The organism is Sulfurimonas sp., from assembly GCF_023228785.1.
Lineage (GTDB): Bacteria > Campylobacterota > Campylobacteria > Campylobacterales > Sulfurimonadaceae > Sulfurimonas.
Map to the genome: position 1 here is coordinate 1 of NZ_JALOAN010000039.1, position 19,922 is coordinate 19,922.

Annotated in this window: 16 protein-coding genes and 1 tRNA gene; all 17 read left to right on the forward strand. The window is 33.2% G+C overall.

Going from position 1 to position 19,922, the window contains the following annotated elements; genetic code table 11:
* Nucleotides 1-54: 54 nt before the first annotated feature.
* Entirely contained in the window at nucleotides 55-978 is a 924-nt protein-coding gene (gene rsmH, locus M0Q24_RS09510) for a 16S rRNA (cytosine(1402)-N(4))-methyltransferase RsmH (RefSeq protein ID WP_295050100.1), read from the forward strand.
* Complete coding sequence (locus M0Q24_RS09515; protein WP_295050102.1) at nucleotides 968-1,246, forward strand: hypothetical protein; 279 nt, start codon at nucleotides 968-970, stop codon at nucleotides 1,244-1,246. Before rsmH ends, M0Q24_RS09515 begins: the two co-directional genes overlap by 11 nt.
* A 20-nt stretch (nucleotides 1,247-1,266) precedes the next feature.
* Nucleotides 1,267-4,380: an efflux RND transporter permease subunit gene (locus M0Q24_RS09520; RefSeq protein ID WP_295050104.1), complete on the forward strand. Its 3,114-nt coding sequence runs from the start codon at nucleotides 1,267-1,269 to the stop codon at nucleotides 4,378-4,380.
* 65 nt (nucleotides 4,381-4,445) lie between these two features.
* Nucleotides 4,446-4,522: transfer RNA gene (locus M0Q24_RS09525), tRNA-Ile, on the forward strand.
* 362 nt (nucleotides 4,523-4,884) lie between these two features.
* Nucleotides 4,885-6,270: a Fic family protein gene (locus tag M0Q24_RS09530; protein WP_295050106.1), complete on the forward strand. Its 1,386-nt coding sequence runs from the start codon at nucleotides 4,885-4,887 to the stop codon at nucleotides 6,268-6,270.
* Between the two features lie 108 nt (nucleotides 6,271-6,378).
* Nucleotides 6,379-8,595, forward strand: coding sequence for a class I SAM-dependent DNA methyltransferase (locus M0Q24_RS09535; RefSeq protein ID WP_295050107.1), 2,217 nt, complete (start codon nucleotides 6,379-6,381; stop codon nucleotides 8,593-8,595).
* The gene (locus M0Q24_RS09540; protein WP_295050109.1) at nucleotides 8,592-9,830 is read left to right on the forward strand and encodes a restriction endonuclease subunit S; all 1,239 of its coding nucleotides are present in this window, start codon (nucleotides 8,592-8,594) and stop codon (nucleotides 9,828-9,830) included. The genes M0Q24_RS09535 and M0Q24_RS09540 overlap by 4 nt, the downstream gene beginning before the upstream one ends.
* The gene (locus M0Q24_RS09545; protein WP_295050111.1) at nucleotides 9,823-11,010 is read left to right on the forward strand and encodes a hypothetical protein; all 1,188 of its coding nucleotides are present in this window, start codon (nucleotides 9,823-9,825) and stop codon (nucleotides 11,008-11,010) included. Before M0Q24_RS09540 ends, M0Q24_RS09545 begins: the two co-directional genes overlap by 8 nt.
* 125 nt (nucleotides 11,011-11,135) lie before the next feature.
* Complete coding sequence (locus M0Q24_RS09550) at nucleotides 11,136-11,555, forward strand: hypothetical protein (protein WP_295050113.1); 420 nt, start codon at nucleotides 11,136-11,138, stop codon at nucleotides 11,553-11,555.
* On the forward strand, nucleotides 11,552-12,217 hold the full coding sequence (locus M0Q24_RS09555) for an Abi family protein (protein ID WP_295050115.1): 666 nt from the start codon (nucleotides 11,552-11,554) through the stop codon (nucleotides 12,215-12,217). Before M0Q24_RS09550 ends, M0Q24_RS09555 begins: the two co-directional genes overlap by 4 nt.
* Nucleotides 12,214-12,636 carry a winged helix-turn-helix transcriptional regulator gene (locus M0Q24_RS09560; RefSeq protein WP_295050117.1) on the forward strand — a complete coding sequence of 141 codons (423 nt, stop codon included), beginning with the start codon at nucleotides 12,214-12,216 and terminating at the stop codon, nucleotides 12,634-12,636. Before M0Q24_RS09555 ends, M0Q24_RS09560 begins: the two co-directional genes overlap by 4 nt.
* Nucleotide 12,637: 1 nt before the next feature.
* On the forward strand, nucleotides 12,638-13,774 hold the full coding sequence (locus M0Q24_RS09565; protein ID WP_295050119.1) for a Fic family protein: 1,137 nt from the start codon (nucleotides 12,638-12,640) through the stop codon (nucleotides 13,772-13,774).
* Between the two features lie 148 nt (nucleotides 13,775-13,922).
* The gene (locus tag M0Q24_RS09570) at nucleotides 13,923-16,964 is read left to right on the forward strand and encodes a type I restriction endonuclease subunit R (RefSeq protein ID WP_295050120.1); all 3,042 of its coding nucleotides are present in this window, start codon (nucleotides 13,923-13,925) and stop codon (nucleotides 16,962-16,964) included.
* A complete protein-coding gene (locus M0Q24_RS09575) occupies nucleotides 16,954-17,622 on the forward strand; it encodes a SprT family zinc-dependent metalloprotease (protein WP_295050122.1) in 669 nt (222 codons plus the stop codon). The genes M0Q24_RS09570 and M0Q24_RS09575 overlap by 11 nt, the downstream gene beginning before the upstream one ends.
* Before the next feature lie 143 nt (nucleotides 17,623-17,765).
* Entirely contained in the window at nucleotides 17,766-19,004 is a 1,239-nt protein-coding gene (locus tag M0Q24_RS09580) for a DEAD/DEAH box helicase (protein ID WP_295050123.1), read from the forward strand.
* Nucleotides 19,005-19,110: 106 nt separating this feature from the next.
* A complete protein-coding gene (locus tag M0Q24_RS09585) occupies nucleotides 19,111-19,575 on the forward strand; it encodes a DnaJ domain-containing protein (RefSeq protein WP_295050125.1) in 465 nt (154 codons plus the stop codon).
* Nucleotides 19,576-19,578: 3 nt separating this feature from the next.
* Nucleotides 19,579-19,922: AEC family transporter (locus tag M0Q24_RS09590; RefSeq protein WP_295050127.1), on the forward strand; the 344-nt coding region annotated here is incomplete at its 3' end.

Genomic DNA, 19,922 nt, shown 5'->3' on the forward strand with positions numbered 1-19,922 from the left:
ATTAAAATTTACAAATTTTAAGTATAATTGCTTTAATTTTACTAAAGGTTTTTTTTGCAAGATATCCCACATATTCCCGTACTATACAAAGAGGTAATCGACTCGTTTAAAGATATAAAAGAGGGGGTTATTATCGACTGTACTATGGGATATGGCGGTCACTCCTCCATGCTACTAGAAGCAAATCCAAATATTATGCTCATAGCCATAGATCAAGATCAAACAGCAATAGACTTCTCAACTAAAAGACTCGAAAAATATGCAGATAGAGTAGTCATAAAAAAAGGTCGTTTTTCAAGTATGATAGATGAGATAATCTCTGAATACGGAACTGATAATATAAGAGGCATCTTAGCCGACATCGGTGTATCTTCTTTACAACTTGACCAAAGAGATAGAGGCTTCTCATATGAGAGCGATACTTTGGATATGAGAATGGACAAAGATGCGCCCCTTAGTGCTAAAGAGGTGGTAAATGAGTACTCAAAAGAAGAGTTAGAGCAGATCTTACTAGAGTATGGCGAGCTTAGAAACTACAAAAAAATAGCATCTGCTATAGTTGGATCTAGACCTTTTCTTTCTGCAAAAGAGTTAAGCGATGCTACCAAACATCTTCTGCCTCATGGCAAAAAAATTCACCCAGCTACACTTTTGATGCAGGCTATTCGCATAGAGGTAAATGATGAGTTAGGCGAGTTAAACTCTCTTTTAAAGAGCATTGAACGTTCAAACTTTAGTGATGCCATCATCGCTATCATATCTTTTCACTCACTTGAAGATAGAATTGTAAAACAAACCTATTCAAAGTGGTCAAAAAACTGCATTTGTGATGATGATGCCTTTAGATGCAGTTGCTCAAGAGATAACTCTTTGGGAAAAATACTTACAAAAAAGCCTATAACTGCCTGTGAAGATGAACTAAAGACAAATCCTAGAAGCAGAAGTGCTAAAATGAGAGTTTTTCACTATGGAAGATAGAGATGAACTCTTAAGTGAGATCGATGATCTTTTAAATGAAAAAAAGAGACTTGATTTTAAGTATCTTGTTTTTATGCTTTTGATTATGAGCTTTATATCTTTAGCAATTTTTCCTAAGATCTATATACAACAACGCATATATTTCAAGAGTAGAGACATCTCAAAACTAAAAGGCGAGTATGACACGCTCGTAGAAGAAAATAAACTTATAAACGCTTCAGTTGAATCCATTAGATATAAAAATCAGATACTAGATACACTTTTTTAAGACTCTCTTCAAGGAAGAAAATGATTCGACGCTTTATTGAATTTGCTATAGACAAACCGCTTTTAAACCATATACTTTTAGCCTTTATTTTTGCACTCTCAATCTTTGCATATATAAGTATTCCAAAAGAGATTTTTCCACCTATGAACATGGACAAAGTTAGCATAAGTGGTGGATATGTAGGAACTTCTGCTGATGTACTTGATAAAATGGTTGTAAAGACCATAGAAGATGGACTGCAAAACGTAGATGAGTTAGAAAATATAAAAACTACTATAAAAAATGGCTCTTTTTCTATTGTTAGTGACATTAAAACAGGCTCACAAAATGTTACAGTTTTAAGTGATGTAAAGGATGTCATCAGTGGCGTGAGAAAAGATCTACCTGCTGATATGGCTGAGCCAATAGCTAAGATCCAGCTACATAATTTTCCTCTTGTTCTTATCGCTCTAGCTGGAGATAAAAGTAAAAAAGAACTTCTACTTTTAGCAGAAGATCTAAAGACAGAACTGAGTCGCATAAAAGATTTAAATGAAGTAACTATCCGCGGTGATGCTGATGATGAAATGGTTGTTACTTTAAATGAACAGAAAATTCTAGCTTATGATCTTAATCCATCTTTAGTTGTAGCATCTTTAAAAAATATAAGCTCAATCTTCCCCATAGGAACTATAAAAGAGAGAGGCAATCATCTCTATATCTCAACATTTAATGGAGAAAAAACGAAAGAGAGTGTTGAAAATACTATTATAAGCGTGGGATCTTCTCGTGTTCGTATTGGAGATATTGCAGATATAGAGTTTAAGCTTAGTGATGAGTCTGAACTCTCTCACTATAATGGTGTGAGAAATGTATCTATTAATGTTACAAAGTCTGAAAATGGAAACGCAATAGCTCTAGTTAAGCAGATAAGAGAGATTTTAAAAACAAAATCTCAAAATAGCATCGGAGTAAATTATGAGATCTATACAGATACGTCTATCTGGATCAAAAACCGACTAAATACTGTTTTTACAAACATCTCTTTTGGTTTGATGCTAGTTTTTGTAGCTATGCTTATCTTCATAAATCGAGGTATTGCAGTTGTTGTAGCTATTGGTATTCCTGTGAGCTTTATGATAGGCTTAATCGCTACAAATATCATGGGAGACTCTATAAATATGCTCTCACTTCTAGGTGCTCTAATAGCTTTAGGGATGCTAGTTGATGAGGCTATAATAGTAGCAGAGAACATATACAGACACCTAGAAGAAGGTATGGATAGACGAGAGGCTGCCATAGTTGGATCTGTTGAGATGTTTCCTGCGGTTTTGGCGGCTACTCTAACTACTATCTTTGCGTTTTTACCAATGTTGCTTCTTAGTGGAGAGATGGGAATGTTTATAAAGATCATTCCTATTATGATAACAGTGCTTCTGCTTTCTTCCTTGTTTGAAGCATTTTACTTTTTACCACTTCATGCATATGATTTTTTAAAGGTTTCAAAAAAAGAGAGTTTTACAAAAAAACTCTGGAAAAATGCGAATAGATGGCACTCAAATATATTACATTTTTTCTTTAGAGGCAAATGGATCTCACTTATTGTTATAGTTTCATCTATCTTGCTTTTAACCTTTGTTTTTATAAAACATTCAAAATTTCAACTCTTTCCCGACTTTGATAATACTCAGATCTATATCTATGGAAAAGTTAATGTAAATAGTGAGCTAGAAGATACAGAAAAAATAATTACAGATCTTGAGAGGGAACTATTAGCTAACACTAATGAGTCTGATTTTTCTTCTATTACTTCGGTAATTGGCTTTAAGATGGATGCCAAAAATATGGTTGAGACTGGAGAGAACTATTTTCATATCTTTATAGATTTAAAAGAGAGAGCGCCTGTTAATATATTTGATACATATATAAGTCCATACTTGGCACTAGAGTACGATGCAAGCACACTAACGAGAAAAAGCTCTGCACAAGATATTGCCAAAGATATGGAAAAAATAGTAGAGCCATTTAAAAAGATGAAACAAGGGGATAATCAGCTTTATGAAGAGCTAGTTGTAAAAGTTCCTGGTGCAGGAGTTGTTGCCTCTGACATCGAGATAAGTCTTAGCGGTAAGGGTGAAAATGAGATCTTAGAGGGCGTAAAGTACCTCTCAAATGCACTGCAAAATATCAAAGGTGTTAACAATGTCTCAGATGATGCTAATCCGGGAGAAAAAGAGTTAAAGCTAAGAGTTAATGAGTATGGACAAGAGTTAGGATTTAACGAAGAGCTTATATCTCAAGAGCTTCGCGCTTACTACCTAAAAGGTGAGTACGCAAAGATGTTTAATGATGAAGGACTTGTTCGCATAAGAATCGAGAGTGGCATGAACCAAGAGATAGACTCCATACAAAACTTAGAGGTGCAGATCCCATCAACTGATCAGTTTGTAGCCTTGCATGAAGTTTGTGAGTTTATTATGATCCAAGGTTTTGTGGCACTAAAAAAAGAAGATGGAACAAGAATAAGAACAGTAATGGCAAGTCTGGATAAAAAATTACTTACTTCATCTGAAGCGATGCAAATATTAGAATCAACGTTTGCCAAATTAAAAGATGATGGTTATAGAGTAGATATAAAAGGGGAAGAAAAAGAGAACACAAAAAACATAAAAGAGCTACTTCAATCCGCTGTTATAGCTATATTTTTGATCTTTATAACCCTTGTTTGGCTCTTTGACTCTATAAAAAAACCACTTATAGTCTTAAGTACTATACCTCTTGTTTTAGTAGGAGTCTTTTTTGGTCACTGGGTTATGGGTATAAACCTAACTATGCCAGGACTCATAGGAATAGTAGGGCTTGCAGGGGTCGTTGTAAACGATGGACTTATAGTTGTTAGTTTTATAAAACATGCAAAGGATACAGAAGAGTTGATGAAAAAAGCTGCAACAAGACTAAGACCAATCCTTCTAACATCTCTAACCACAGTTTTAGGACTATCTACACTTATCTTTTTCTCATCAGGTCAAGCTGTTATCCTCCAACCAATGGCAATCTCTCTAGGCTTTGGTATAGCGTGGGCAACGGTGTTAAATCTTATATATCTTCCACTTTTATATGCAGTTGTGTACAAAATAAAAGATAAAGTGCAGTAAAAGAATAATATAAGGATATATTGACTATAATTTCGCCCTACAAAGCAAGGCTTTGTACTACAGGTGGGTCTTTAGCTCAGTTGGTTAGAGCCCTCCGCTCATAACGGAGTGGTCATGTGTTCGAGTCACATAGGACCCACCACCTACACACTGCACTTTCAAATGATTATCTTAAATAAACCATAGTTCTTAAGTAACGCCAATTCAGTAAAAATTATATTTGTTTTTAGAATTACTACAGCTACATTAATAAAATACCTAAAATATAAATATATATACGATATACTACAAGCAAATTAAATTAATCCCGATAATAAGTTATTATTTTAATAATTTCCCTATCAGATTAATAAAATCCCAGTAAGGTGACTACTCAATATGGTGATAGCTTTTAAAAATGAGATACTTCCTAAATCATGCAAATTGATTGGCTATTCATGGTTGATAAATAACTTTGACCTTAATTTACCATTGAGACAATTATGCTGCATAAGTGAAAAAAGGTTGGCATCACAAATATTAAGAAATGGTAAATGGATGATATTTGATGCACAACTTATGGTTGAGGACATGCCTTACACTCATTTAGAATTTGCTATAAAACATGAGTATTTAGATTTGTTGGTACTAAAAAGAGTATTAGCTATGTTTACAATTGAAGATATATCACAAAATATAAGTGCAAATCCTAAACGAATTCTAAGTAAAAAAATATGGTTTTTATACGAATTTTTACTAAAAATAGAGCTACCGATTCAAGACCTTTCCGCTGGCAAGTATGATGATCTATTGGATGAAAAGAAGTATATTGTCAATCAAAAACATATAAAATCAAAACGACATAAAATCAACAATAATCTTCTTGGGACTCAAAACTTTTGTCCAATTATAAAAAGAACAAAAAAACTTCAAAGTTTTATAGATGCAAACCTAAGTAATGAAATATCAAAGGTAATAGGTAGAGTTTCAAAAGCACTTATTAGAAGAGTAGCCAGCTTTTTATTGCTATCAGATTCAAAAGCGTCATTTGAGATAGAAGGAGAGCGTCCTCCAAAGAACAGGATTGAAAATTGGGGCAAGATTATAAATGAGGCTGGTAAAACTCCTTTGAGCATAGATGAAATAAAAAGACTTCATGCAATACTCTTAGAAGATTCTAGATTTATAAAAATAGGGTTGAGGGATGATGAAGTATTTTTAGGTGACAGAGATAGAGAAAATTATCCAATACCAGAATTTATAGGAGCAAAGAGCAAAGATCTAAATACTCTGATACAAGACTGGATAGAGCTAGAAACTAAATTGAGCGATATTGATATTGATCCTATTTTACAAGCAGTTATAATAGCTTTTTCATTTGTGTACATACATCCTTTAGAAGATGGAAATGGAAGAATACACAGATATCTCATTCATCATGTTTTAGCAAATAGAGATTTTTATCCTAAAGGTATGATTTTTCCTATTTCAAATGTTATTTTAGATGAGATAGAAAAATATAGAGATATATTAGTATCTCATACAGAGCCGTTAATGAGTCTGATAGAGTACAAAGCTACAAATAGTGGAAATGTAATAGTACTTAATGATACGGATGATCTATATAGATATTATGATTGTACGAAAAGTTGTGAATTTATTTATCAATGTGTAGAGAAGACCATAAAAGAGACTTTGCCTGATGAGCTAAAATATTTAAGTGCTTTTGATAACTCATATGAGGCTATTAATGAAATAATTCAAATGCCTGATAACAAGATAAAAAGTCTGATTACTTTTATCTTGCAAAACGATAAAAAACTATCTAAAATAAAAAAAGAAAAATATTACCCGCTATTAACAGATGAAGAAATTCAATCAATAGAAGAGGTAATTAGAGAAAATTTTTAGTACTTCATAAACAATTGACTTTTAAAGACTTCCAGAACTCATTTAAGAACTTTAAGCTAAAATAATTACTTTAATAAAATATTCATTTAACATTATGGAATCATATATATGCAAAAACTCACACTCTCTCAACTCGAACAGCACCTATTTTCAGCAGCAGATATTCTTCGTGGTAAGATGGAAGCTAGTGAATTTAAAGAATACATTTTTGGTATGCTTTTTCTTAAACGACTCTCAGATCAGTACGAGGCAGAGTATGCCAAAGTAAAAGACAGATACCAAAAAGATGGACATGATGAGAGCACTATAGAGATGCTACTAAAGGGTCATAGTTTTTCGTTTAACATCCCACAAGATGCTAGATGGCAAAGCCTAAGACATCTCAAAAAAAACCTAGGTGAAGCTCTAAACATAGCACTCTCAAGCATAGAAGAAGCTAACATGACATCTCTTGAAGATGTACTAAAGCACATAGACTTCAACAAAAAAGTGGGTAACTCTAAGATAAGCGATAGCAAACTCATCCAACTCATACAACACTTTGACAAGATAAGACTTCGTGATGAAGACTTTGAGTTTCCAGACCTTTTGGGTGCTGCTTATGAGTACCTCATAAAGTACTTTGCAGATAGTGCTGGTAAAAAAGCAGGAGAGTTTTACACACCTAGCGGAGTGGTAACACTTCTTACTAAAATCCTAGACCCACAACCTGGCATGAGCATCTACGACCCAACTGTGGGAAGTGGCGGTATGCTCATACAAGCAAAAGAGCACATAAAAGAGATATACAACTCTGACAACTTCTCACTTCACGGACAAGATGCCATAGCCACAACATGGGCGATGTGTAAGATGAATATGATACTCCATGGCATAACAAACGCCGACATAAAAAACGATGATACGCTAGAAAACCCACTACATACAAAAGATGGGCAACTCATGCAGTTTGATAGAGTGATAGCAAATCCACCATTTAGCCAAAACTACATAAAAGCAAATCTAAAGTACAAAGAAAGATTTTCTCACTTCATGCCAGAAAATGGCAAGAAGGGCGACTATATGTTTGTACAACATATGCTCTCATCTCTTAAAGACAACGGCAAGATGGGCGTAGTGATGCCACATGGGGTACTTTTTCGTGGAAGTGTTGAGGGTGAGTTTAGAGTAGAACTTATAGAGAAAAGAAATATCTTAGAAGCAGTTATAGGACTGCCTAGTGGGCTTTTTTATGGAACTGGTATCCCTGCATCTTTGCTTATAGTAAACAAAGCCAAAAAAGATAACAAAATCCTCTTTATAAACGCAGATGCAGAGTATAAAGAGGGCAAAAACCAAAACCTCCTAAGAGCGGAAGATATAGAGAAGATAAACTTCGTCTATCAAAACCGCCTTGAACTTAGTAGCTACTCCAAACTTGTAAGCCTAGAAGATATAACAAAAGAGGGTTTCAACCTAAACATAAGAAGATATGTAGACAACACTCCACCACCAACCCCACACGATGTAAAAGCACACTTAGTAGGTGGTGTACCAAAAGAGGAGTGGAGCGGTGAGCTTATGAGTAGTTACAAAGTAAGAGATGCAATGCTTTTTGAGTCAAAAGATGAAGAGTACTACAACTTTTTAGCAAGCATAAAAGAGAAGCAAAACATAAGAGAGCTACTAGAGAGTAGTGAAGCATTTATAACTACAGATGCACGAGTAAATGAGAAAGTATCCACATGGTATGACAACTACCAAAACCTTGTAGATGATGAGAGTAGCAACATAGCTACACTCTACACAAGTGGCTATGAGCTTATAGAGAGTGCCTTTGATGGTAGTGTGGTGCTAGATAGATTTAAAGTGCGAGGGATATTTGCATCATGGTGGGTAAAAAACAAGTTTACCATCAAGTCCATCAAAAACAACGGTTACGACTTTTTGCTACTAAGTGATGCTTTTATATCTTCAAACCAAGAGTTTATAGACTCACTAACAGATGTAAAAAAACCACTACATACCAAACTACAAGAGCTTAGCAAAAAGCTAAAAAACTCAAAAGTAGAAAACGACAAAGTAATAATAAGAGAGCATATACTAGAGCTAAAAAAACAACTATTTAAAGAGACACCAAACATAAAAGAGCTAGTGATAACAGAGCTAAAACTAGATGCGATGAGTGAAGCAGAGAGATACCTAAGTGAGAAAAAACAAAGCATCATAAAAACCATAGAGAACCTATGGGACAAGTACAAAGTAAGCCTTAGCGAGATAGAAAAAGAGCGAGATAAAGCAACAAGTGAGATAAAAGAGTTTTTGAGTGAGTTGGGTTATTTATGAGTGGGGTTGTTGTGCCTGAAGGGTGGGAGATAAAACAAGTATCATCACTTTGTAAAATATTAGATAATTTGAGAATTCCTTTAAATGATGAAGAACGACAAAACATGAAAGGACATATTCCTTACTATGGTGCAAATACAATTGTTGATTACATAAATGATCATATATTTGATGAAGATTTAATATTATTAGCAGAAGATGGTGGTAATTTTGATGAGTATGAAAAAAAACCCATAGCTTTTAAAATCAGTGGAAAATCTTGGATAAATAATCATGCACATGTATTAAAACCTAATAATAATGTTGAATTTGATTATTTATTCTATTCATTTGAGCATAAAAATATAACTAGCTACATTAGAGGTGGAACTCGTTCTAAATTAAATCAGTCTGATTTAAAGACAGTTGAAGTATTAATTCCAAAAGAAAAAAAAGAACAAGAAAAAATTGCCAAAATCCTCTCTACACTAGATAAAAACATAGAAAACACAAACAAAATCATAGAAAAAGAGAAAAATATCAAAAAAGCTCTCATGCAAGAGCTACTAACAAACGGCATAGACCAAGAAGACAAAATCCGCTCACCCAAAACCCACACCTACAAACAAAGCAAACTAGGACTAATCCCAGAAGAGTGGGAGGTTGTGAGCTTAGGAGAAATTGGTAATTTTAAAAATGGTGTTAATAAATCTAAAGATGATTTTGGTTTTGGGATACCTTTTGTAAATTTACAAGATGTATTTGGACATTGGGAAATTAAACATAGTGATTTTGATTTAGTCAATGCAACTAAGGAAGAATTAAAAAACTACAGTTTAAAGAAAGGTGATGTTTTATTTATTCGCTCATCTGTAAAGCCTAGTGGTGTTGGTTTGACAGCACTAGTTAAAGAAGATATGCTAAATACTATTTATAGCGGATTTATTATTAGATTTCGTTCAAAAGAAAAGATTTTTAATAACGATTATAAAAAATACTATTTTCATGATGAGTTATTTAGGCAGAGACTTCTTCAAAAAAGTACTGTTAGTGCTAATAGTAATATTAATCAAGAAAGTCTATTTTCTTTAAGATTATTATTACCACAAATCACAGAACAAAAACAAATAGCCAAAATCCTAAACACTCAAGATAAAAAGATAGAATCAGAACAAAAAAACCTATCGAAGCTCCAAGAACTAAAAAAAGGACTTATGAGTGATTTACTTAGTGGAAAAGTGAGGGTAAATGCATAATATTTTTAGAACACTGCAATATGATGTTAATTTGACAATTGATGACTATAATCAAGTTATAAAAGAAGTTTTTTTGAAACACTTTAGGGATGAAGAGACATTTTTCAAAAATAAAGAGTTACTGAGAACGGAGCTGGTTAGTTATATAAAATATATAGCAAAAAAAGAAAAATTCGAGCAATTACTCGAAAAAATTCTAAAAGTTTTTAGTGATTGTATACAAAAAGATAAAGATCAAGTTATTAAAGAATTGGCTTTAAATTTATCAAAAGTTTCAAAAGCTGATAGTTTGTATTTATCATATTATATTAGACAACCTACAGATCTTTCATTATACTCTCCAAGAGATTTAGCAGAATATTATTTTGATGTGATAAATTATACATTAGAAAGTTGCTACAAACCACGAATAGAATTATTTTACAAAATATGGAAATTTAATAAAGATAACACGCTTGTAGATGTATCATCTAAAACATTTGGAGATATACTAAATCTGCTAAATAATTTTGATGAATTAACTAAAGATCCAATATTTAATATTGTATTTAGTCAATGGAGAAATATTTCAGACCACAAAGATTTTGATATTACTAAAGACAATATTGAAGTAGCTTATGGAAAAGGAATTAATCGAAAAACTCAAATGCTGAGTCATAGTCAACTCAAAGAGATAGCATTTTATGTACATAGTGTTTATAATGTTTTAAGATTAACAGAAGTAATTATCTATTTAAATTATACTGAAGAAATTATGATGACAGATGAAGCAAAAAGTATAAATTTTAACATACGGAGTGAAGCTTCCTTGTTGCATATTATTCATAATTTACAAACTGTTGGTTTTGAATTTCATTCTTTTAATGATAAAGACAATATTTTTATATTGAATTTGTACATTAAATCGAATAGTGATGTACAAGAGTCAATTATTCATGCTTCACAGCTATTTACAAATATTGCCATGGCATTAGATAATGATGATTGTCAAAAAGATAAATTTAATGAAATGCAAATAAATATTTTAGATAAAGATGATGCAAATGTAGCAAGTGCTAAAACTGGTATAAAATCTTGTATTGATTTTTCTTTAGGGAAGATTGATATGAACCAACTTATTGATAATGTAAGATTTAAGATAAAATCAAAAGCGAATTCAAAATTTAAAAATGATATTTAGAGTATAAAAAAGCTAGATTATAATGGAAAGATCAATATGAACCTACAACTCAAAGAATCCCAGAACATAGAATTTAAACAATCTTATAAAGATAAGTGTTTCACTAAATTATCTGAAGGATTTAAATGATAGCTAAGCCAATTAAATCAAACATCATTATCTACAACGATGGTGAGTTAGAGCTGGATATTTCAGTACAAAACGAAACTATTTGGCTTACTCAATCCCAACTATCTGATATTTTTGAAAAAGAACAAAGTGTTATTAGTAGGCATATAAACAACATATTTAGAGATAATGAAGTTGATGAAAAAAGCAATATGCAAAAAATGCATATTGCAAATTCTGACAAACCTATAAATTTATATAGATTGAACATAGAATTTAAACGACTATACAAAGATGAGTATATCAAATGGATAAGTGCATTTGCCAATAGTGAAAGTTTGAGCTTAATAAACCTTAAAGATGCAATTGGTTACAATCTCATCAACACACCCCCTCCACCTCTTAACAATGTGCCAAAGAGAGGGTCTTCTTTATGAGTAATCTTCGCGAACAACTCCAAGAGTTAAAAAATCAAAACAACCTTTACACCAAAGAGCATAAAACATTTCAAGAACAGTTAGAAAAACTTTATGAAAAAAAATTTATTATTTCAAATGAACAATACACTTTATCAAAACTAGAACATATAAATTATTATAGAATTAGTGCTTATTTTTTGCCAAATACAACTTTTGAAGATATTATTAAACTTTATTATTTTGATACCGAACTTAGAAAAATTATCTTTGAATCTATTGAAGTGATTGAGATATATTTACGAACACAAATAGCTTATTACCATTCACAAATTATAGCAAAAATGGGAAATATCAATAAAGTTGTGTTTTTTAAATTGTTTAAAGCACTTTCAAGTGTTAGAAATGCATGTGCTCATCATAGTAGGCTTTGGAATAAAACTTTGGGAGTTAGTTTTGAAATACCACGAAATAAGCCTATTTTTGCACCATTGATAAATAGTAAAAAAAAAGTATTTTTTGCTTTGAGTGTTATTAAATATATCCTTACTTGCATCGGAGATGATGAAATGGATTTTAAAAACAAGATAAAAACTCTTTTGCAAAAGTATGAAAATGTAGATATGGAAGCTATGGGATTTATAAAAGAGTGGGAAGATTTGGAAATATGGAGAAGCTTTTGAAATTACAAATCAACGAATCCCAAAACGAGCTTTACGAAATTTCTTTAGAAAACATAGAATCATGGGGTAGAGGAATAGAGAAAATCATAGAAGAATCTCAAAAATTTAATGGTATCACACCAGAGTTTAGATGGGAAAATGGTTTGTGGGTTGAGTTTTATTTTAATCAAGAAAAAAGTTTACCTGATGGGTTGGGTGAAAGGTTGGGTAAAAGGTTGGGTGAAACACAGCAAAGTATCATAAAACTTATGCAATCTAATCCAAAAATAGCAATCACAGCACTTGCAAGTGAACTTGAAATAAGCACAACAGCAATTGAAAAGCATATCAAAAAATTAAAAGAGCAAAAGATTATCCAGCGAATAGGCGGTGCTAGAGGCGGATACTGGGAGATAATTGTGGATAAGGAGTACAAATAAAATGAATTTAAAAGATTTTAAAGCAGGTGCATTACAACAAGAGTACAAATACAAAAGTTTCTTGCCAGAGATGATAAACCATACATTTACATGGAATGACCCACAGATAAATACAATGCTTGAAGATGCTACAAGAGCTTTAGGTGAACTCAATGCTTTTACTATGATAGTCCCAAATGTAGATATATTTATACAGATGCACATCACAAAAGAAGCAAACACCTCTAGCAAAATAGAGGGTACCAAAACCCAGATGGATGAAGTTCTTATATCAAAAGAGCAAATTGATCCAGAGAAAAGAGATGATTGGCAAGAGGTGCGAAACTATGTAGATGCTATGAATATGGCTATCAAAGAGCTTGAAAACATACCTATCTCAAATCGTTTGATTAGAAATATCCACGAGACACTTCTAAATAGTGTAAGAGGAGCATCAAAACAGCCAGGGGAATTCAGGAAATCTCAAAACTGGATAGGAGGTGCTAGTTTAGCTACAGCTTATTTTATCCCACCACATCATGACAAAGTAAATGAACTTATGGGTGACCTAGAAAAGTTTTTACACAATGAAGAAATTTTCGTACCACATCTTATAAAAATAGCTATTGCACACTATCAGTTTGAGACTATCCATCCATTTTTAGATGGAAATGGTAGGATTGGGCGACTTCTTATTCCTCTTTATCTTGTGAGTAATGGACTTCTGAAAAAGCCATCACTTTATCTCTCTGATTTTATAGAAAAAAATAAGAGTGCATACTATGAAGCTTTGACAAATGTGAGAACTACTAACGATATTATCCATTGGATAAAGTTCTTTTTAGAAGCTGTGATAGTTACTGCAAATAGCGGAGTTGAAACTTTTCAAACTATTTTGAATATCAAACAAGATATGGATACAAAAGTGATAGAGTTTGGAAAAAAAGCTCATAACGCAAGTAAACTGATAGAGTTTTTATATCAAAAACCTATTTTGAACATAAATGATATTGTAGAGAAGTTAGATATTGCTAAAACTACAGCAAGTTTACTTGTAAAAGATTTTGAAGAAAAAGATATTTTAAAAGAAATTACTGGATATCAAAGAAATAAGCATTATGCTTTTAGTAGATATTTAGATGCTTATAGTAGTAGTTGAAGCTCTAAAATGAACTAAGGAAATCTATAGTCCAAGTTAAGGTTCTAAAATGAACTAAGGAAATCCATAGTCCAAGTTGAAGCTCTAAAACGAACTAAGAGAGGCTAAATTTGATAAAAATAAAAAAAGTTAAACAAAGAGGGTAAAAATGAGTAGTTGGATAAGAGAAGCGGCTTTTGTGGAAGATAAGTTTTTAGAACAGCTTAAAAGTTTGGGTTGGGATGTTTTGAGCATATCCGATCGTGACAACAAACACCGCACTACTAATGCACTTTTAGGGCGAGAGAGTTTTAAAGATGTCATACTTGAAGATGTTCTAAAGAGTTCACTACTAAAGATAAATGGCGGTTGGCTAATAGATGAGCAAGTAAAAGAAGTTATAAACACACTCAAAAACATCAACCACTCTTCACTTTTTGAAAACAATCTTGCTTCTACTTCTTTACTCATAGAAAACACATCTGTAGATCTAAATCACACAACAGGTGCAAAGTCTCCAACTGTAAAATATATAGACTTCGTAAACATACAAAACAATCACTTCTTAGCAGTATCGCAGTTTTTAGTTGAGGGTGCTCAGACCATTGTCCCAGATATTACACTCTTTGTAAATGGCGTCCCATTAGTTGTCATAGAGTGTAAAGCTCCAGATATTACAGATCCTATAGCAGAAGGTGTAAAGCAGCTTAAACGCTATATGAATACAAGAGGAACCGAGGTGGGCGAGGGTGCATCTAAACTTTTTCATACCAATGCTTTTGTGGTGGTGAGTTGTAGGACACAGGCAAAGAGTGGAACCATAAGCTCTAACCTTGAACACTTCTTAAGTTGGAAGGATCCATATCCAAAAAGTTTGAGTGAGTTTGGAGCCGATGAGCAGGATATTTTAGTAGCTGGGATGTTGCATCCGCAAAATCTACTAGAAATCATGAGAGATTTCATAGTTGTTATGGGAAGTGGTAGAAAAAGAGTCAAAATAGTCTGTAGGTATCAGCAGTACAGAGCAGTCAAAAAGACCATAAAAAGAATCCTAGAAGCAAAAACGCTAGAAGAGAGAAATGGAATCATCTGGCACACTCAAGGAAGCGGAAAGTCTCTTACTATGGTCTTTTTGGTAAAGCACTCAAGAGGCATAGAGGAGCTACAAGACTATAAGATACTTTTCATAGTAGATAGAAGTGACTTACAAGAGCAACTAGAAGAGACAGCTACACTTATAGGCGAAGAGATTTTAGTGGCTGCTAATGGTAATGACTTGAAGAAAAAGCTATCTAACGATGTAAGTAACATCAACATGACTATGATGCAAAAGTTCAATGATGGTGAGTTTGAAAAGATAAACGATGGGGTTGATAGCTCAAAAGTGATAGTGCTCATCGATGAAGCACATCGTACTCAGTACTCTAAGTTTGGCTCAGCTCTAAGACAAGCTCTTCCTGATGCTGTTAAAATCGCATTTACAGGTACACCAGTTGAGAAAACTCTAGGCTCATTTGGTACATATATAGATACTTATAAGATTCGTGAAGCGGTAGAAGATGGTGCAACAGTTCCTATAATATATGAGGGGATGACATCAAACGATACACTAGAAAATAGAGGTGAGTTTGATGCTAAGTTTGAAGACTTGTTTGCAGACTTAACACCTGAACAAGTTGAAGTTATAAAGCAAAAGTATGGAACAAAAGGAGATATCCTTGAAGCCCCAAAAAGAGTAGAAGCGATAGCTAAACATATGGTAGAACACTACATAAAAAATATCTTGCCAAATGGCTACAAAGCTCAAGTAGTAACATCTTCAAGAAAAGCTGCTCTTCTTTACAATGAAGCTATCAACAAAGCACTTCAAAAGTATAAAGATGCGATAGGAGAGCTTAGATCTAGCGTAGTTATCTCTGCAAAACATAATGATAACAGCGATGACTTTCCAAAAGAATATACCACCAAAACACATAAAGATAAAGCAGTAGCAGACTTTAAAAAACCACTAGAGAGGTCTAACTTAGCTTTTTTAGTGGTGAGCGATATGTTACTTACTGGATTTGATGCACCCATAGAGCAAGTGATGTATCTTGATAAAAAACTAACAGCTCACAATCTACTCCAAGCCATTGCAAGGGTAAACAGAACTTATGAGGGCAAAACTAGAGGGCTTATAGTAGATTATTATGGAGTAGGAGCTCACCTAAAAGAAGCTCTTGCAAACTATGAAGATGAAGATGTAGCAGATGTTATGCAAGACTTTAGCGAGGAGCTTACAAAGTTAGAACTATCTCATAGAAAAGTGATGCAGTTTTTTGCTCAAAATGGAGTTGATGAGATAAATGAACATACGCTTGAAGATGCGGTTGTAATGCTAGGGGATGAAAAACTAAGAGCCGAGTTTAAAATGCACTATAAAGAGTACACAAAATTAATTGACTTTATATTGCCACATCCTATAAAGGGCTATTTGCTTGGGGATGTGAAGATTTTAGGGCTTATAAAAAATGAAGCACATAGGCGTTATAGAGATGAAGAGCTTCTTATAGAAGGAGTAGGAGAGAAGGTTAAAAAACTTATAAATGAGCATTTGGTAAGTAAGGGCATAGAGACAAAAGTACGAGCTATATCGATATTTGACGATGAGTTTGAAGAGACAATAGAAGATAGACCAGACAAAGCAGTAGCATCTGAGATGGAACATGCCATAAGATATACTATAAGAATCAACATCGATAAAGATCCACACTACTATAAATCTTTAGCCCAAAAACTAGAAGAGATTATTGCAAATCACAAAGATGAGTGGGATAAGCTAGTAGAGAAACTCTCAAAGTTTAAAGAAGATATGGTTGGTGGGAGAGAGATTTTAGAAGTTTTTGAGAAGATTGGTTGTGGTGTCTGTATGCCATTCTATGACATGTTGCTTAGTTTTTATGATGAAGAGATAAAAGAAGAGCAAAAAGATAAAATCATCAAACTAATTATTGATTCCATTGAGATGACAACTAGAGAGATAGAGAGAGTTGACTTTTGGGGAACTACAGGAGAAAATAGTAGAAACAGGCTACAAAATTATCTTGTAAGCTTAGTAGCAGATTCAAAAGAGAAAAGTCTTATAAAAAACATATCAGCTATAAAAGAGCAGTTTATGAGTCTTACAGAAGAGAACCAAAAAGAGTTGCAAGGTTTAAAGTTTGCAAATTGAGTATGAGCTTATCCGTTCTAGTCGTAAAAGTATAGGTATCACAATAGAGCGAGATGCAAAAGTTGTAGTAAATGCTCCACATGCTTTGGACGAAGTAGAGATAGAAAAACACATCCATAAAAAAAGATTATGGATTTGGGAAAAATTGGCACTTAAAAACTCCATACAAGAAAACATAGTTCAAAAACAGTTTATTTCAGGTGAAAGCTTTAGCTATCTAGGGCGAAATTATAGACTTAAAATTGTACAAGAGAGTAGTGAGCTTAAACTAAAAAATGGTTGGTTCACTCTTGGAGAGAAACAGCAAGTAAAAGCACAAGATATGTTTAAAGTGTGGTACAAAGAGCATCTAAAATCTAAAATAGATGAACGACTAAAGATAATATGTAAAGATGCAAATGTCCTAAAACCACATTTCAACATAATGGATCTAGGATTTAGATGGGGTTCTTGTACAAAAGAAGGAACCTTAAACTTTAACTATAAAATCGCCATGGCGCCTATTGGCGTTATTGATTATATTATCACGCATGAGTTGGTGCATCTAAAAATCCATACGCACAATGAAAGATTTTGGAGAGAAGTATCTAAAATAATGCCAAACTATGAAGAGAAAAAAGTGTGGTTGAAGATAAATGGGATGCTATTAGCTATTTGATCATCGCTCATTTTTTTCTAATATAATATTTAATTTTTAAATATAAAAAGAGGGGCTAAATTGAGACCTATTTTAAAATAGGAATAACTCTCACTATAATGCCCTATCTACTAAAATACTTTTTACTAATAAGGAAGCCACATATGTCATTTTCTACACTTGGGTTATCAAAACCTATACAACTTGCTTTGCAAAAAAATAACTTCATAGAGCCAACTCCTATTCAAGAAAAAGTTATTCCACTTGTTCTAGAAGGTCATGATATTATGGCGATGGCTCAAACAGGAAGTGGAAAGAGTGCTAGTTTTGTTTTACCAACTTTAGAACTTTGGTCTAAAAGTAGAGGCGAAGGAAAAGCTAAAATCAAGGTGCTTGTTTTAACACCGACTAGAGAGTTGACCAAGCAAGTTGCAGAAGCTTTTAAGATTTTTGGGGCAAATTTAGAGCAAGAGCCTAAAGTTGTAAGTGTTATTGGTGGAGAGAGCATTGGCGATCAGCTCTATGAGATCCAACATGGGTGTGATATCTTAGTTGCAACTTCTGGGAGGTTTTTAGATGTTTTGAGTAAAAAACAGATGAACCTCTCACATATTGAGTTTTTCATCTTAGATGAAGCAGATAAGATGCTTAACTTGGGTTTTGCAGAGGAGCTTGAACTTGTTTTAGATGCCATTCCTAAAAAACGCCAAAACCTACTCTTCTCAGCAACTTATCCACAAAAGATGCAGGATATTGCTTCAAAAATCACACAAAACCCCATAGAAGTTAGTGTTAAAGAGACAGCGACAGTAGAGGCGATAAACCAAAGAGTTATCGAAGTTAACCGTGAAAATCGCGGACCACTCTTAAGAGCGTTGTTAAAAGATAATAAATGGGGTCTAGTGCTAGTTTTCATGGCAAACAAACGAGCAACTGATAACATAGCTGAGAAGTTTAGAAAGTATGGATTTGAAGCAGCTTCTTTTAACGGCGACTTAGAGCAAGAATCTAGGAGTGAAACACTTTTGGCGTTTAAAGAAAAAAAAGTAAACATACTTTTTGCAACTGATATAGCATCTCGTGGACTAGATATCAGCGACATTGACTGTGTCATAAATTATGACTTACCTAGATCTCCTGCTGATTATATTCATAGGATAGGGCGAACGGCGCGCGCTGGTAAATCTGGAGTGGCAATAAGTTTTATAGATTATGAAGATATGGAACACTTTAAACTCATAGAAAAACGAAGTGATATAGAGTTAAGGCGAGAGAGTGTGGAAGGTTTTGCTTTAGTTGGAGAAGCACCTAAAAAGACAAAAGGTCCTGCTCCAGTAAAAGGAAAGGGCAAGAGTAAAAAAGACAAACTTAGAGAAAAAAAGCCCATTAAACACTCTCGATAGCTTCATTTGTTATACTTTTAAAAATTTATTTGACGAGGATTGTTTTAGTGTATAAGAATGAAAACTACTTTGGTGAACTTACTAGCTCTATAGAGGCTTTTGTACTATGAGAAAAATTCTCGGATTTGCTCTTATTGCTTTAGGTATATTTTTAGAAATAACATGGTTAGGTATATGTTTTGGGAGTATTATTATTGGGGTGTTACTTCTGATATTTGCACCGAGAATACTGTTTTTTCCTTTTAACTTTTTCCTACTACTTGGTCTGCTTACAATGCAAGGCAAAAGCTACAAATACTACAGTGGTTATAAAAAGCAAGATTATAATCATACTAACTACAGAAATACACAGTCATCATTTAGCAATCTTGATAGATACTATGAAACACTTGAATCCTCTAAAGATGACTCTTTTGACACTATCAAAAAGAACTATAGACGGCTCATTAAAGAGTATCACTATGACTCTATTGCTAGTAAAGGATTGCCACAAGATATGTTGAAGTTTGCAGAGGTTAAAACTCAAGAGCTAAATGAAGCATATGCTGCCATCAAAGAGCTAAGAGGCTAATATATGGAAAATTTTGCACTTATTATTAGTGCTATATTTATAGGCTACATCATTAGTAAACGAGATATCTTTGCAATAAATACTCCACTAATTTTGAATCAGTTTATCATTTATATCTCAATTCCTGCTCTTATTTTACTTAAAGTTCCAAAACTCTCTTTCTCATTTGAGATTTTTATACCTGTTTTTATAGCGTGGATAGTTTTAATTACAAGTGCTTTAGCTGTCTTTTTTCTCTGTAAAATATTTGCATTTTCAAAAGAGGTAACAGGTTCTTTGATGTTAGTTGGAGTACTTGGAAATACCACATATCTAGGTATTCCAATCGTAGAAGCCTACTTTGGGAC